Below are 14290 nucleotides of genomic sequence, written 5' to 3'. Positions count from 1 at the left end.
CCGGCAGACACCGAACCGGGGGAGTGGGGTGAAGTCGAGGATGTCGTCGACCTCACCGGCACGGCGTTGGAGGGCTCCGACTGGGATACCTGGGACCCGCCCGCCCCGGCCACGGGCCTGCACCCGAACTGAGAAGTCAGGTTGGCGGCGGTCGGTGTGCCCGGCCTGATCGGGGCGCTTGTCCGGCGTACGCTCTGTCTGAGCGGCGAACCGTCACGCAGTGACGAATGCGGCCGCTGTGCCGGGCCGTGACGACCACCGGCGGGTGTTCCTAGGGTGTTCCTGGGGTGATCCTCCGAACCACACCCCGCAGGTCCGTGACCTGCGGTTTCTGCCCATCCCGACCGACACCTCCCTCCTCCAACGACGACGAGGGAGGTGTCGGTCGGGATGGGCAGAAAGAGAGTTGGTGGTGGTTGGGGTGAAGGGGGGAGGAGTGGGTGGAGAGGTGTTGGAGTGGAGTGTGGTTGTCGAGGTTTGAGGCGGCTTAGCGGTCGGGTGTGTTGAGGACTGGGGCTCGGGGGGGGGGGGGGCTTGGGGGGCTGTGGTGGTGTGGGTGTCGGTCGCGGGGTCGGTCCGGGTCATGAACCAGGTGCCGCGGGTGGGGCTTGCTCGGTCCGGCGTACGTCGCTGGGGTTGAGCCACACGTAGGGCACCAGCAACCTGCGATCGGGCAGCAGGACGCACACGTGCAGCCGGGTCCAGCGCACCGCACGGCCGTGCATCACCTGCTGGCCGTCCTGCTCGAGGACCACTCGTGCCTCGACGTCGATCTGCTTCCACGCCTCAACGTCCTTCAGCGCCCGCGCCACCTCGGGTGCCGGCCAGGACTCGTTCATGACCCGCTGCGGTTTCGGGCGGTTGTCCTCGAACCCTTCGGTGCCGTAGCGGTCGCTGATCGCCTTGCCCACTCCCGCAGTATCGAACATGTGTTCGAGAATGGCCAACCATCTGGATCGACTGCGATCCAAATCGGCTAAGAGTGACCACTTGACGCCCGTCAACCTTTCCTGACAGACTCTCGTCAAACGGTATTGACAGCAAGGTGTCAAGTAGTTGTGACGATGATGGGAGTTGGGTGATGGGCTGGGCGTTCGAGGGGGAGGGTCTGGAGGATCACGAGGGGTACGCGGTGTTTGTGACCGTGGATGGCCGGGAGTCGGGCTCGTCGAGCGCGGACGGTCTGTGGATCTGGCGGCCGGATGCGCAGGTGCGGGCCGCGGCGGCCTGGGCCGAGGGGCGGTCGCCGGGCGACGAGGACGTGAGCGAGCTGGTCGCGTGGGAGCAGCTCGCGGGGTGGCAGGCGGCGTGCACGTGCGGCTGGCGTGGTGAGCGCTGGGACCGCGATGCCACGGTGCAGGGCGAGGATGGTGGCTACCACCCCGACGACGCGTTTCTGCCCGACGGCCGTGACGTGGAGGACGTGGCGCACGATGCGTGGATCGAGCACATGGCGCCGTACCGGCGGCTGGGCAGGGTGAAGGACGCGGCCGCGGCCGCGGTGCTGTCCCGCCAGGCGCTGGATGAGGCGGTGCGCGATGCCAAGACCGGCGGCGCGACGTGGGCCGACATCGGCGAGGCCGCCGGCATGAGCCGCCAGGCCGCACACACCCGGTGGGGCTCGTACGTCGAGGTTTCCGAGGAGACCAGGCAGCGCACGGACCAGATCGTCCGCAAAGCGATCCGGGAGACCTGGCAAGAGATGCAGGCCGAACCCACCGAGAGCGCAGGGGGAGACGGGCGTGGGTGATGCCACCGGAATCGCCCGGCCAATCCGCACACGAACACTGGGGGCAGCGATGACCGCGGAATCACCCCCCGGATCACCGGCACGGATACGGCCACAGTCGAGCAGCGTCGAAGGAGGACAAGAGGTGGGTACGACGGCAGGTACGACAGGAGCCGGGACGGACTGGGTGCTGGTGCCCGACGTCGAGGAACTGCGACCGATCTTCGAGCACGCGGAGGAGCTCCTGCTGGCCCTCGTGGTGTCCGAGGAGGACTCGGTTGAGGATCCGGAGCCGTGGGTGCTGCCGGCGCCGCTCGCGGGCCGCGACGGGGCACTGGCTGCGTTGTACCGGGTCTGGGAGGTGCTGCGGGGCGCGGTGGACGAGTTGGCGCTGCCCCGGATCGAGCCGGACGCCAGCACCCGGCCCCGGCTGCTCAGCGGCAGCCGCGAACGCGTGCCGTTCCGGGCCGTGCCGATCGCCGCCGCGGACCGGGAGTTGCTTGCGGCCGCGGTCGTCCAGCTCGAGGTGGCGCTGATGCCGGCAGCCCGGCGCGAGGCCGGGAATCCGTGGCACCGCAAGCGGATGTCCGATCTGGCGGAACTGCTCGAGCAGATCGCCTACGGCGGCGAATCCGAGCCGCCGCCCCTGACCGAGCTGATCCAGCCCCTGACCCGGATCAGCCGCCTGCTGAACCTGCCGCCCGACGACGACACGACCGTCCTGCTCGACGTCGTCCGGACCAGTGCCGCCACCGGCGCCGACGTCGAGCTGACCTCAGCCCAGACCACGGCGTACGGCAAGACCGCCACCAGGGTCAACACGATCCTGACCGGCGGCGACCCGCTCGCCCGCTGGGTGTACTGACACCGAACCGACTCCGAACTGACTCCGAGCCCGACCGGAGAGGGGACTGGGATGACCACCGAACCTGACGACCAGGCCGACCCGCAGTTGACGCGCGAGGAACGCGCCACCGCGGTGGCGTCGGTCCGGCATTCGACCGAGCTCGAGGGCGGGCGATCGACCGACGCCGCCCGGGCGCTGCAGGACCAGTGGATCGACGGTCGCATCGACGTCGACGAGCTGGGACGCCGTACCCGCGCCCTGCACGAGCTGCCCACCGGCAAAACGGCGGGAGACGACGCTGACGAGCGCGTGGTGGAGGAGCTCGTCCAGGCGTTCCTGCCCGACGTACTCATCGACACCGCGGCCGCCACCCTCAACACACCCGACCTGTCTACGGAAGGAACCAGCGCCATGGCACAGCAACTGCCGACCTGGATCGAGATCGCCAAGAACACCCGCGACGCCCTCAACGAGGCCAGGAACGGGCTCAGCACCGCACGGGACTGGATGAACTCCGACTGGCCCGAAGGGCACGGCCCGGCCGACCACGAGCACCGGCACGAAGCAGCGCGGCTGATCAGCCAGGCCAAGGCCCTCATCGACCAGGCGAAGCATGAACTGGAGCGGAGCACAGGCCGATGACCACCGACCCGGCGCCCGACCCGGCGCCCGGACCGGCGATGGAACGTACGGCGCCGCGCAGCGTCGACGACTGCCCGGCACCGCGCTCGGAGTACGTCGACCTGCGCGAGGCATGGAAGGACCTGGGCCGCGACGCCACGATCAGGAGGGCGGACGACCTGCTGCGCGAGGAGCCCGATCTGCGGTCGAAGATCCTGACCGCACGCAACCTGCAGTGGGCCTGCAAGCGGTTCCTGGAGGCGGCCGTCTTCGGGCTGCTGGACGAAGGCGCCGACCCGGACGAGATCGCCGAGCTCACCGGACACCCGGCCGACTCGATCCGCGACGACGTCGACCAGGACCGCAAGGCGCGGATCCGGCGGGACTACTCCGTGGCGTACTACAAGCGCCACCCCGACCGGACCCCGAACCAGTGGTACGCCGTCGAGGACGACGACCCCGTCCTGCCGGAACTGCCGATCGGCGTCCGGACCCGCGAGGCCACCCGACCCATCCACGAGGCCACCGGAAGAGCGGAGACCGGCCAGTGAAACCCGAGATCCCGACCGGACCGATCGAGACCGAGCCGCACCGTGACCCGGCCTGGATCCGCGCCCAGCAGACCATCCCCTACACCGACGAGGTACGTGCGCAGCGTCGCCGCGAGGACGCCGCGATCATCCTGGACGAGCTGGCCGCCGCCGGCGTCGAGCTGGGCGCCTACGACCGGCGCATGATCGCCTGGCTGGCCGACTGGGAGTACGGAACGCTCGTGACCATCGCGTCCTGGATCCAACGCGCCCGCGCGGCCGGGAATCCGGCGCCACGGTCCCGTAGCACGAAGCGCCAGTCATGACCGCCGGCGCTCGTCGTTCGAAGCTGCCGCCGTTGCCCGCGATCGAGAAGCAGCCCTGCCCCGGCTGCGGGGTCCGGCCCTGGATCACGCATCGGCCGGACTGCGACACCGGTGGGGAATTCGCCTGCCTGACTGTCTGGGTGCCCCGCGGCGCCAAGTACCCGCCGTACGCACGGCTGGGCCGCGAAATCCAAGACTGAAACAACCGCTGCCGGGCGGCCCAGGCACCGACGAACGGCCCCGGTGCAAAACGGTGCCTGCTGCTGGTGTGACGGAAACACGCCAAGCCGGGGAGGTTGCACATCGCGAATGTTTTCGTAACATTATTGATTGTGACGAAAAGGGCGACGATTGCGGCAGGGGCTCCGAAGGAGCGCAAGTGTGCGCGGTGTGGGGAGGAGTTCCTGGTGCGGCGGGCCGGGCCGGGGCGGGCAATGGTGTATTGCTCGCCGGGGTGCAAGCAGGCCATGTACCGGGAGCGTCACGAGGACCCGGCCACGGGGCTGCGATCGGCGGTGATGGCGGATCTGGGGGAGTTGCGCCGCCGGCTGGAATCGGCCGACGTCGACCAGGTCCCCGACGACCAACTGCGGTCGCTATCGCGCCGGGTCAAGGGCCTGCTGGGATTCCTCCCCGCGCACGCCGTACCTGGGCCCGTCGTACCCGATCCTGCCGTGCCTGAGCCGGTGGTGCCGGTCTGGTCGGCGAAGCCTCCAGAGGAGGTTCCTGTGCGTCTCGCGCCGGCCGCCCCGGCGGCTGCTCTGGCGGGTGGCTCGGCTCGGGGTCAGGGTGCTGCTGGCCGGCCGGTGGTGGATGGGTTGCGGCCGACGGGGCAGCAGGCGGCGATCGTGGACGCGTTCGCTGCCGGCGGCAACCTGGTCGTTGAAGCGGGTGCGGGAACGGGGAAGACGTCGACGCTTCGCCTTGCTGCGCTGACGATGCCGCCTGGACGGCGCGGGATCTACGTGGCGTTCAACAAGTCGGTCGCGACCGAGGCCAAGAAGAAGTTCCCGGGCAGCGTGCTGTGCTCGACGGCGCACAGCCTGGCGTACCAGGCCCACGGGAAGCACTACCGGGACCGGTTGAACGGGCCGCGGGTCCCGGCCCGCGAAGCGGCCAGGATCATGCGGATCACGCACTCGCTGGAGCTGTCGGACGCGACGGGGAAACGGGTCCTGGACGCGGTGTCGCTGGCCCGGATCGCGTCGAACACGGTCGATCGGTTCTGCCAGTCCGCGGACACCGGGATCACCCGGTACCACGTGCCGGCGGTGAACGGCGTCGACGGCACGGCACGGGAGGCGTTGCAGGAGTTCGTGGTGCCGGTCGCGCAGAAGATGTGGGCGGAGCTACAGGGCCGGACCGGGCGGCTGCGCTACAGCCACGACGTGTACCTGAAGCAATGGGCGCTGAGCGAGCCCAGCCTGAACACCGACGTCGTGTTCTTCGACGAGGCCCAGGACGCCAACCCGGTGATCGCCAAGGTCGTCCAGGCCCAGCAGGCCCAGCTGGTGGCCGTGGGCGACAGCAACCAGGCGATCTACCAATGGCGCGGAGCGATCGACGCGCTGGAGTCCTGGCCGGCCAACACCCGGCTCCAGCTGACCCAGTCCTGGCGGTTCGGCGACGCAATCGCCGCCGAGGCGAACAAGTGGCTGACCGCGATCGGCGCCCGGCTCCGGCTGTCCGGCACGGCCTCCGTTCAGTCCACGGTTGGCCCGCTGCCCGCGCCCGATGCCGTCTTGTGCCGGACCAACGCCGAAGCGATGTCGCAGGCGATGAAGGCGATGGACGCCGGTACCAGAGTCGCGCTGGTCGGTGGTGCGAGCTCGATCAAGTCGATGGCCGAAGCAGCCCTGGACCTGCAACGGGGCAAGACGACCCAGCACCCCGAGCTGTGCGCGTTCACCAGCTGGCGCGAAGTCCAGGACTACGTCGACCAGGACGAGGCCGGCAGCGACCTGAAGGTGTTCGTCCGCCTCGTCGACGACCACGGCCCCGACGAACTGATCCGGGCCGCGGACCGCCTCGTCCGCGAAAGCGCCGCGCAGCTGACGATCTCCACCGCCCACAAGGCCAAGGGCCGCGAGTGGCACCGCGTCAAGATCGCCGACGACTTCCGCCAGCCCAAGGCCACAGACGACGGCCAGCCCGGCGAACTGCCCCGCGCCGACGCGATGCTCGCCTACGTCGCCGTCACCCGCGCTCAGCACCAGCTGGACCGCGGCGGCCTGAACTGGATCGATGACCACCTCGCCGGCGTCCCGCGCCGCGAACGATAACGCCACCAATCAACGATGTGACGTTATCTCTGGGCAGGCGTCCGCCAGCGTCTTGGTTTCCGTCACCGGCGGATGGTTGTGACTAAAACCGGTTGGGTTCGTACGGCCGCGATCTGTCGGTCGTGACTGCCACACTCGCGGGTATGGAGATCCGGGTTCACGAAGTCCAGGTCCAGTCGCCTGCCGGCGGTTGGCAGGGCCACGAGTTCGAGTACGACCGGGCGACCGATCTGTTCCAGTGCGTCAACTGCGGGCGGTACGAGGGGACGGTCACCAACGACGACAAGACCCTGCTGCCCTGTCAGCCGAGCGCGGAATGGGTGAAGCGGCAGGAAGAGGCCGCTACCCGCGCCCGAGCTCGGAAGCCGCGCTGTTTCTACAGCGAGTCCTTCGATGGTGATGACGGAGACCCGGGCGACTACCTGGCCTGTGTCGGTGACGCCGGCCACGACGGTCCGCATCAACTGGCCGTGCGCAACGCAGACGACTACTGATCTGCCCGACGTACTCATCGACACGGGCGCCACAACGCTCGGCAGCGAGTGAAGCGTCGATACCGTTCATCGCATGCCACAGCTCAACGACGACCAGGTGCGCGTGCTGGCGCGAGGTCTCCACCACAAGATCCAGGCCGACGCCGTGGCGGGGTCCGACCTGACGCGGACGCTGCGGGTGCTCGACGTCGTGTCGGCCCGTGAGCGTCGCGGGCTGTCGATCGGGCTGACCGAACGCGAGGCCGCGGTGTTGATCGCTGCAGCTGCGGGCGAGCCGGTGCCGCCGCACCCATACCGCGAGCAGTGGCAGCTCGACATCATGCTGGCGCGCAAGGACAGCGCGTGCCCGTTCTGCCCCGAGTCGATCCATGCCGGGGTGGAGATCGCCCGGTGGCCGCTGACCGCGCAGTGGGGTCATCGGGCGTGTGTGGAGGCGAAGGCGGTCGCTGAGCCGCCCACAAAGGAGAGCCGGCGGAAGTCGATCGCGATCCTCATGTCGATGAGTCGCAAGCCTGCCAGTTCGTGATCAACGTCAGACCTGCCCGGTCCTGATCGGCTGTCGACAGCGTGGCGTTGACGCACTCGTGATGTGGGCAGAAGAGTACAGTTCCGTACATGAGTGACACGCTGCCGATCACCGAGGCCCGTAGCCAGTTCGGGACCCTCGTACGCCGGGCCAGCACCCGGCGCGTGCGGACCACGATCACCGACCACGGCCAGCCGGCCGCGGTGATCATCAACGCCCAGGAGCTCGAGGACCTGGAGGACGAGTTGGCGTTTGCCAGGTACGACGCTGAGAAGGCCGCGGGTACGCTGCGCACGGTTTCGCACCGTGAGGCCCGCGAGCGGCTCGGGATCGCTGAGGCGTGACCGAGGGCAGCGCCGGGGGAGCGCGGTACGAGGTCATCTGGGACGAGCGAGCCCTGGACCAGGCGGCCGGGTTCCTCAAGGACGACCCGGACGGCCTGGCTGAGCTGTTCCAGGCGGTCGATCAGCTCGCCGTCGAGCCGCGCCCGGCCGACACGGTGGCGTACGGTACGCCGGACCGCCGGCGGCTAAGGTCCGGCCGCTACCGCGTGCTCTACAACGTCGACGACAACCGGGTGACCGTGGTCGTGATCCATGCCGGCCGGACCGGATGACAGCCGATGAACTACCAGTGGATGGTTGAACGCATCCAGGCTTTTCACACGACCTGCCGTACCGTCAGCCTCCTGCCCGGCACGAACGACCCGTGGAAGGTCACGCCGATCGACCACGACCTGGAAGCCAAATACCGCAGCGAGCTTCCGACGTTCAAGAAGATCGCCCGGGCACTCGACGTGGTGCTGCCAGGCACCGTTCCGGTCGACCTGACGAAGCAGGCCGATGTGTACAGGGAGCTCGCTGAAGAGGCTCTCGGAGTCGCCCGCGATGCCGAGTTGGTGAAGACGAACCTCGCACCCGACGGTCCTGCTGTCGGTGCTGACCAGTTCCACCCCAACATCTGGAACGCGGCCGAACCGCTGTGGGGAACTGGCAAGTACCGGGTCGCCGTAGGCGCTGCCGCGACCTCCCTGTCGGCGCACATCGCCCAGAAGGCCGGCAGTTCCCTGACCGACCGGGCCCTGGTCGCGGAGGTCTTCTCGCCCAAGCCCGCGCCCGGGCGGCCCCGGCTGCACGTTCCGGGCGACCCCGGCACCGACAACTGGCGGTCCCGGCAGGAGGGACTGCACCTGATCGCGCAGGGAGCTTTCGCCGGCATCCGCAATCTGGCCGCCCACAGCAACGACGAATGGCCCGAACAGCACGCCCTGGAGATGCTGGGAGTCTTGTCGATCGTCGCCCGCTGGACCGACGAAACCGAGTGGCTCGCCGACGTCGCCGACGAATAGTCGGCCCTGTACGCCGGACAGGTCCTCCACCGGCTTGAGTCCTCCAGCACCCTGAGCCAGCCGCCGTCGATAAGTACGTCCTAAATACATATCGGAGATGCCGGCTGGTTCTGCCGTGCTCGTGCGGCGAGTAGTTTTTCCTGCCGTGGCCAAACACACCCGCTGGGTTCAGTACGACGTACCGCTGCTCGTCCGCGTCGACCTGCACGACGAATACCTCGACGAAGAGGTGACACAAGTCGTCCTGGCCATCCCGGACCTCGACACAGAGCCCCAGCCGCCGCTGCACGGCATCGCCCTGGCCCGTGACCACCGCGGCCAGTTCCTGGTCTACGACGGGGATCCCGGAGCCGAGATGACCCGCGTCCAGGACCCCCTCGCAGACCGCGCCATCAACGCGGCCGAGACCCGCTCGGAATGGCCGGCCCGCAACGCCTGGGAAGAAGACACCAACCCGCGCCGGGACCCCGGCCTGTACGACAGCTACCTCGAAGCCGACGACGAGGACGAGCACGACGACGAAGATCTGCCTGTGCAGACCCGTACGGCGGTGCCACGACCTTCTCAACAGGGGTACGGACAAAAGGCCTGATGACCAGGGGAGACAGCACCGGACCGTACACGCGCTCCGCGCAAGGCGACCGTCGCCCGGACCGGTACGTACCGACGAGTTCCCCTGATACACGAGCGTTCCAGTCCTCCGCTAACGCTCCGGACGTGGAACAGACGACAGAGAAGCAAAAGGGCATAAGGGAACCTGGCAACACGTGTCCTGCGAACCTCGCTTCGCTCGGCCCTCTGCGCTGCGCTCCGAGGACGTGTTGGTCGGCATAGCCGACGGTTTCCCACCGGTGGCGAGCGCGCCACCGGCCACCAGCTAGAGCCGGTCCAAGAGCTCGTCGTCGCGCCGCACCGGGTCCTGACAGCGCGCCGCCGGCCGCGTGACGATCGCCAGCAATCCACGCAACCGCCGTACCAGGTCCGCGACGTACGGATCCGCCGTCCCCGCCCTGGCTGGCTGGTACCGGCAGCGTCGTTGCATCAGATCACTTCCTCCCCTGGGAGAGGTATCGCAATGCCCTCGGCAACCGTTACATCGGGCTCGTCACGACACCCCTACTTCCTGCTCGAGCCCCAGCGCGAGGTCGCCGTACTTCGCGTCGACCGCTTTCCCGTCTGAGATCCCGGGTCAGACCGGGAGGCCGACGTGGTCGGCGAGCTCGCCGAGCTGGTCGGCGTACGCGCGGCGGCGGTGCTCGACGAGTTCGCGGATCATCTCGCGGGCGTAACCCTGGTGGCTGAGCCACTTCGGCGCCGCGTCCCGCAGATCCATCAGGGACTCGATCGCGTCGGCCTGGTTGCCGGACGCAACATGCGCGGCGGCCAGATCCAGCTTGTGCCGATTGCGGTTGTTCACCGTGGGAATCCTCGACGGGACCACCCGTGCGGCGAGCTCGAGGCCCTTGCCGTGCTCCCCGATCAGGATCGCGTTCTCGACGGATTTGAAGCCCACGGTTGTCTCGCAGAACCGCCGTACCGGCGGCGGCGACCAGACACCAACACCAGCACTGGCTGCCAGTTGCTCGCCGTCGAGCCGGGACGCGGCCATCTTGGCCTGCCGCATGTAAGTCTCGGCGTCGTCGGTGCGCGCGTCGCGGATCGCGGCCGCCGACGCGCGCATCATCAGCCATCCCCAGGTCGCGACCTGTGGTGACGCCGGGTCGGACATCTTCGGTTCGATCCGCTCGGCCGTCTGGACGGCCAGTTGCTCCACCTCACGGAACCGGCGCTGCAGCAGCAGGGTCCAGCACTGGATCCCGACCGCCCAGGCTGCGAGCAGCTCGTCGCCGGTGTCGTACGCGACCCGCATCGCCTTGTCGAGTGCGTGGTTGGCCAGGTCCAGCTGCCGGAGCTGGGTGAGGGCGTTGGCCGCATACAGGTAGGCCTGCGCGAGCGGCCGCGGTTCGGCCGGGTTCGCGCGGTGCAGGATCGAGGCCTCTTCGATGAGGACGGGCACGGCCTGGAGCACGGCGTCGTAGCGATCGTCCATGTAGAGCCGTTCGGCGTAGGCCAGCGTCTCCACCCACGGTCCCGGCTGTTCCGGCTCGAGGTCGCCGGTCAGGTCGATCCCGAGCGGTGGGGTCAGGGCACGGCGTACCGCAAGCAGCCCGTCCGGGTCGGCCTCCGGGACGACCGGGGCGCCGGCGGCCGGGATCAACAGGTCGGTGGTGGAAACTCCGAGGGCACGGGCGAGCTTTGCGAGTGTCGGCATCCGGCCTTGCCGCTTGCCGGTCTCGATCGACTTGACCGTGGCCTCGGACAGGCCAGCGCGTTCGGCCAGTTCCTCCTGCGTCAGCTTGCGGCGGTACCTGATGCGGCGTACGGCATCGCCGGTGTTCGGAGTGTGATCAGGGGTATCGTGGTTCATCCGGGGCGTACCTTTCGGAAGACTCAGCACCTTCCACGGTACGCCCCGGATTTGTGCCCGGTACTCGCCGCGTGCACGCAGCGTCTCCCCTTCGTCACCCGGATCCGAAACGTGTACGTTTCGTCCCTGTTGATCACCCGCTGCCGCCGCGAGGATCTCCGTACGGCCAGGGCGCTGGCGCCACACTCTGTGATCTCCCCTGATCGGCCTGGCGCCCTGGCCATTCCAGCCGACCAACGGGGAACCATGAACGCCGCTGCCGCACGAACACTCCTGCCACCCCCAGGCCCCGACGTACGGGTCCGGGTCTGGCTGGGAACCGAGCTCATTTCCGACTGGAGCGGCCCGGCCGACGTCGGCCGGCGCCTGGAGGCCCAGCAGCGTCAGGACTACTCGCAGCGTTGCAACGTGGTGTGCGAACCGGTCCAGCCGGGCCCGGGCACGCGGGCATGACCCAGCCCGAAGCGCCGGTCAAGACGACGTACCGAATCGGCGAGTACGAGACGTGCACAGCAACCAAGGACGGAGTCCGGTGCGTGCTCTACGCCGACCACGACCAGGCATCCGGAGCCGGTCCGGTAAAGCACATCGGCCACAACCCGGTACTCCGCATCTCGCGGGTCTGGTGGACCTGAACTGCGATCCCGTCTGACCGCGTGCGCAGCTTTTCGAACGCGGCGATCAGATTGTCTGCGAGACGCAGTGGGTCCCTCTCTACCCGTGAGCCGGCCTCAGTCATGTTGCCTCCTGCCAGCGCCGGGCGGTCATCACGTCGACCAGCTGGCTGGGGTTGAGACGTCGCAGGTACTCGTCGGTCGTGGCGGTCGATGCGTGGCCGAACTGGTCGGCGATCGCCCGCAGCGGCACGCCGGAATCACTGAGGTCAACCGCGAGCGAGTGCCGTAGCCCGTGCGGGTGGACCCGCTTGTCCAGGCCGGCCTTGACCGCCAGGCGGGCCAGGGCCGCGCGGATATAGCGGTCGCTCATCGGCTGACCGTGGTTGTTCGAGCTGTACGTGGTGAACAGACGGTGCCGGCCTCCGAGCTCGAGCGCAGTACGGCGCTCCAGCCAGTGATCGATCAGGGCGCCGGACTCCGGATCGATGCCGACCACGCGCCACTGGTCGCCCTTGCCGTGCTGGACCCGGATCTTCCCGCCGGCAGTGTCGACGTCGCGCGGCCACAGATCCAAGGCCTCGCTGACCCGCAGACCGGCACCGAACATCACGCCGACCATCGCGCGCATCCGGATCCCCGACGACGTCGTCCGCGACGCGGCCCCGACCAACTGGCGGAGCTCAGCTCGGGTCAGCGGTTCGGGCGGGAACCGCCGGCCCTTGTTCGTGGGCGGTGGTGGTGCGGGCATCGCGGCCTCCTGGTCGACGTCGTGGTCCTGGTCGACGTCGACGACCTGGTGCTCGGCGCACCCGTCGTACGGCGTCCAGTTCCGCTACTGCTGCGAAGCGGAACCGTTCTGACCGTACGACCAGCCACCGACCGAACCCGCCGCGAAAGCGGTACTAAAACTCGCGACGGCAACGGCGTGTCGCCACGCTCACAGAGAACCGTTTTGTGACACCGGACGGGGTTCACGGCGGCGGGCGATAACGGCGGAATCAGCCGCCGCTGGCGGCATGGTTCGTGTCACCGGGCCATCACGCCGTGTAGGGCCTAGGGTCGGGTGTCGTGAACGACTACATGCGCGAGGTCAGTTCCGCCGCCCGGACCTGGGCTGGCAGCTTCGACGAGGGCATCGTCGGCATGAAGATGACCGACCTGGTGGTGCGGGATCCGTACGGCGAAGAACCCGAGCTCACCCTGCCGCTGCGGGAGCTGGTCTGCAGCGAGCTGCGCTACGTGCTGCGCGCTGATGCCGCGGCGCGCGCCGGCGCCAGCCCGGCGACCCGCAACTACCACTTCGTTGAAGACGCCGACCACGACGAACCCGGCGACCCAGACACCGGCGAAGAGCTCCGGCACGCTGCGGCGCGCCTCGATCAGCTCACCAGCACCGCAGAGCTCTACGGCCGCGGGCTCTACCGCGGCTGGCCACCCGAGGCAGCAAACGCCCTGCAGGAGGCCTCCCGCGTCAGTGCGCTGCTCGCCGACCTCGTCAGCCACATAACCGAGCCGGTCACCGAGAACCTCCGCAAGGGCAGCGTCGTCGCCCTGCCCGCGGCCGGTGCCACCGACATCCCGAACCAGGCCGCGGCCGCGGCCGCCCACAGCGCGGCCGCCGAGAAGATCGCCGGCCTGCTCGAGGACGCCGGGGCGAAGCTGCATGAGCTGTCCGGGCAGATCGGGCAACTGCAACACACCACCTCTGCCTACCCGGGAGCCAGCCAGCACGACGGCCCGACGCTGGACACCGAGGCAGTCCTGGACTGGCGGATGCAGGGCTGCGCGAACCAGAGCCGGTTCCACGTTCGGGTGTTCCGGCCCGCCGGCGAACTGCCGGTCGTGGTGATGGGCCAGATGGGCGACAACCACTCCCAGTCGATCACCAACGCCGTCGAGGAAGTTGCCGCCGTCGTGGCAGAACTTCTGCTCGGCGGCGCGGCACACGACACCGTGCGGTGGGTCCAGCTGTACCCGCCCGGCAGGTTCGGCGGACCCCACTCCGAGGCCGGCCTCATCCAGGCCGTCAGGTTCGACGAACCCTACGGATCCCCACGATGGGGACACCGCACCCACGACGAACTCGAGGAACTCGCCGGCGGCGCCGTACGCAGCTGGCACTCCAGCGACTACACCATCCCCGCCATGACCCAACGAGGCATCCCGGTCCTGCACCCCGAAACCAAGCGCTACCGCCCACGCCGCAACGAACCCGAGACTGATACGAGCGCTCCCGCACCGGCCCCGCCCCCAGATCCCAACAGCGAACCACCCCGAAAGAACGGCCGCTGGTGGCGACGTCGCCGCGACCAGTAGAACCAAACGGCCAGGGCCGCGACCGATCGGTCGCGGCCCTGCTGGGTTCCCACAAGAAACGGTTTTTGTGAAACCCCGGAGCGATCGACGGCGGGCCTTGATAACGGCGGAATGAGCCAGGGGCGGGCCGATGTAGACGGCGGTGGCATCGTCGGACCTCTTGTTGCGTGGCCAGCGCCGGCGTCCGGATCCGAGCTCCCTTGACCAGGTGGCGGCGCCTGGGGGA

Annotated in this window: 19 protein-coding genes; 15 read left to right on the top strand and 4 right to left on the bottom strand. The window is 69.0% G+C overall.

From position 1 onward, the window contains the following. Window positions 1-581: 581 nt before the first annotated feature. A complete protein-coding gene (locus tag HDA44_RS36575) occupies window positions 582-929 on the bottom strand; it encodes a hypothetical protein (protein WP_184845150.1) in 348 nt (115 codons plus the stop codon). Between the two features lie 152 nt (window positions 930-1081). Here HDA44_RS36575 and HDA44_RS36570 point away from each other — a divergent pair, with 152 nt between their 5' ends. The 13 genes from HDA44_RS36570 to HDA44_RS36510 all read left to right on the top strand — a co-directional run bounded on the left by HDA44_RS36570 (window position 1082) and on the right by HDA44_RS36510 (window position 9295). Continuing rightward, entirely contained in the window at window positions 1082-1750 is a 669-nt protein-coding gene (locus HDA44_RS36570) for a hypothetical protein (RefSeq protein ID WP_184845147.1), read from the top strand. Window positions 1751-1874: 124 nt separating this feature from the next. After that, a complete protein-coding gene (locus tag HDA44_RS36565; RefSeq protein ID WP_184845143.1) occupies window positions 1875-2594 on the top strand; it encodes a hypothetical protein in 720 nt (239 codons plus the stop codon). A 51-nt stretch (window positions 2595-2645) separates the two neighbouring features. Next, a complete protein-coding gene (locus tag HDA44_RS36560) occupies window positions 2646-3218 on the top strand; it encodes an antitoxin VbhA family protein (protein ID WP_184845140.1) in 573 nt (190 codons plus the stop codon). Beyond that, on the top strand, window positions 3215-3748 hold the full coding sequence (locus HDA44_RS36555; RefSeq protein ID WP_184845137.1) for a hypothetical protein: 534 nt from the start codon (window positions 3215-3217) through the stop codon (window positions 3746-3748). Before HDA44_RS36560 ends, HDA44_RS36555 begins: the two co-directional genes overlap by 4 nt. Next, a complete protein-coding gene (locus HDA44_RS36550) occupies window positions 3745-4053 on the top strand; it encodes a hypothetical protein (RefSeq protein ID WP_184845134.1) in 309 nt (102 codons plus the stop codon). The genes HDA44_RS36555 and HDA44_RS36550 overlap by 4 nt, the downstream gene beginning before the upstream one ends. Beyond that, window positions 4050-4253, top strand: a complete 204-nt coding sequence (locus HDA44_RS36545) for a hypothetical protein (RefSeq protein WP_184845131.1) — start codon at window positions 4050-4052, stop codon at window positions 4251-4253. Before HDA44_RS36550 ends, HDA44_RS36545 begins: the two co-directional genes overlap by 4 nt. A 267-nt stretch (window positions 4254-4520) precedes the next feature. Then, the gene (locus tag HDA44_RS36540) at window positions 4521-6335 is read left to right on the top strand and encodes a UvrD-helicase domain-containing protein (protein WP_202888815.1); all 1815 of its coding nucleotides are present in this window, start codon (window positions 4521-4523) and stop codon (window positions 6333-6335) included. Window positions 6336-6478: 143 nt separating this feature from the next. After that, window positions 6479-6829, top strand: a complete 351-nt coding sequence (locus tag HDA44_RS36535) for a hypothetical protein (RefSeq protein ID WP_184845128.1) — start codon at window positions 6479-6481, stop codon at window positions 6827-6829. Between the two features lie 73 nt (window positions 6830-6902). Further along, complete coding sequence (locus tag HDA44_RS36530; RefSeq protein ID WP_184845125.1) at window positions 6903-7355, top strand: hypothetical protein; 453 nt, start codon at window positions 6903-6905, stop codon at window positions 7353-7355. Window positions 7356-7444: 89 nt separating this feature from the next. Further along, complete coding sequence (locus tag HDA44_RS36525) at window positions 7445-7699, top strand: type II toxin-antitoxin system Phd/YefM family antitoxin (RefSeq protein ID WP_184845122.1); 255 nt, start codon at window positions 7445-7447, stop codon at window positions 7697-7699. Further along, a complete protein-coding gene (locus tag HDA44_RS36520) occupies window positions 7696-7971 on the top strand; it encodes a type II toxin-antitoxin system RelE/ParE family toxin (RefSeq protein WP_184845119.1) in 276 nt (91 codons plus the stop codon). Before HDA44_RS36525 ends, HDA44_RS36520 begins: the two co-directional genes overlap by 4 nt. A gap of 21 nt (window positions 7972-7992) precedes the next feature. Beyond that, window positions 7993-8703, top strand: a complete 711-nt coding sequence (locus tag HDA44_RS36515; protein WP_184845116.1) for a TIGR02391 family protein — start codon at window positions 7993-7995, stop codon at window positions 8701-8703. A gap of 145 nt (window positions 8704-8848) precedes the next feature. Next, entirely contained in the window at window positions 8849-9295 is a 447-nt protein-coding gene (locus HDA44_RS36510) for a hypothetical protein (protein WP_184845113.1), read from the top strand. Window positions 9296-9580: 285 nt separating this feature from the next. Here HDA44_RS36510 and HDA44_RS36505 read toward each other — a convergent pair whose 3' ends face one another. Together HDA44_RS36505 and HDA44_RS36500 are read right to left on the bottom strand one after the other, a co-directional pair. Further along, window positions 9581-9745, bottom strand: a complete 165-nt coding sequence (locus HDA44_RS36505) for a hypothetical protein (protein WP_184845109.1) — start codon at window positions 9743-9745, stop codon at window positions 9581-9583. 147 nt (window positions 9746-9892) lie between these two features. Further along, a complete protein-coding gene (locus tag HDA44_RS36500) occupies window positions 9893-11131 on the bottom strand; it encodes a helix-turn-helix transcriptional regulator (protein WP_184845107.1) in 1239 nt (412 codons plus the stop codon). 449 nt (window positions 11132-11580) lie between these two features. Between HDA44_RS36500 and HDA44_RS36495 the strand changes: the two genes are divergently transcribed. Further along, window positions 11581-11766 carry a hypothetical protein gene (locus tag HDA44_RS36495; protein WP_184845103.1) on the top strand — a complete coding sequence of 62 codons (186 nt, stop codon included), beginning with the start codon at window positions 11581-11583 and terminating at the stop codon, window positions 11764-11766. Window positions 11767-11866: 100 nt separating this feature from the next. Here the strand turns inward: HDA44_RS36495 and HDA44_RS36490 are convergent, their stop codons facing one another. After that, window positions 11867-12496: a tyrosine-type recombinase/integrase gene (locus tag HDA44_RS36490; protein ID WP_184845100.1), complete on the bottom strand. Its 630-nt coding sequence runs from the start codon at window positions 12494-12496 to the stop codon at window positions 11867-11869. A 320-nt stretch (window positions 12497-12816) separates the two neighbouring features. On the opposite strand from HDA44_RS36490, the gene HDA44_RS36485 reads away from it, so the two are divergent. Further along, on the top strand, window positions 12817-14064 hold the full coding sequence (locus HDA44_RS36485; RefSeq protein ID WP_184845096.1) for a hypothetical protein: 1248 nt from the start codon (window positions 12817-12819) through the stop codon (window positions 14062-14064). Window positions 14065-14290 lie beyond the last annotated feature (226 nt).

It is taken from the genome of Kribbella solani (assembly GCF_014205295.1).
Classification (GTDB): Bacteria; Actinomycetota; Actinomycetes; order Propionibacteriales; family Kribbellaceae; genus Kribbella; species Kribbella solani.
This window is presented reverse-complemented; position numbering and strand designations above follow the sequence as displayed.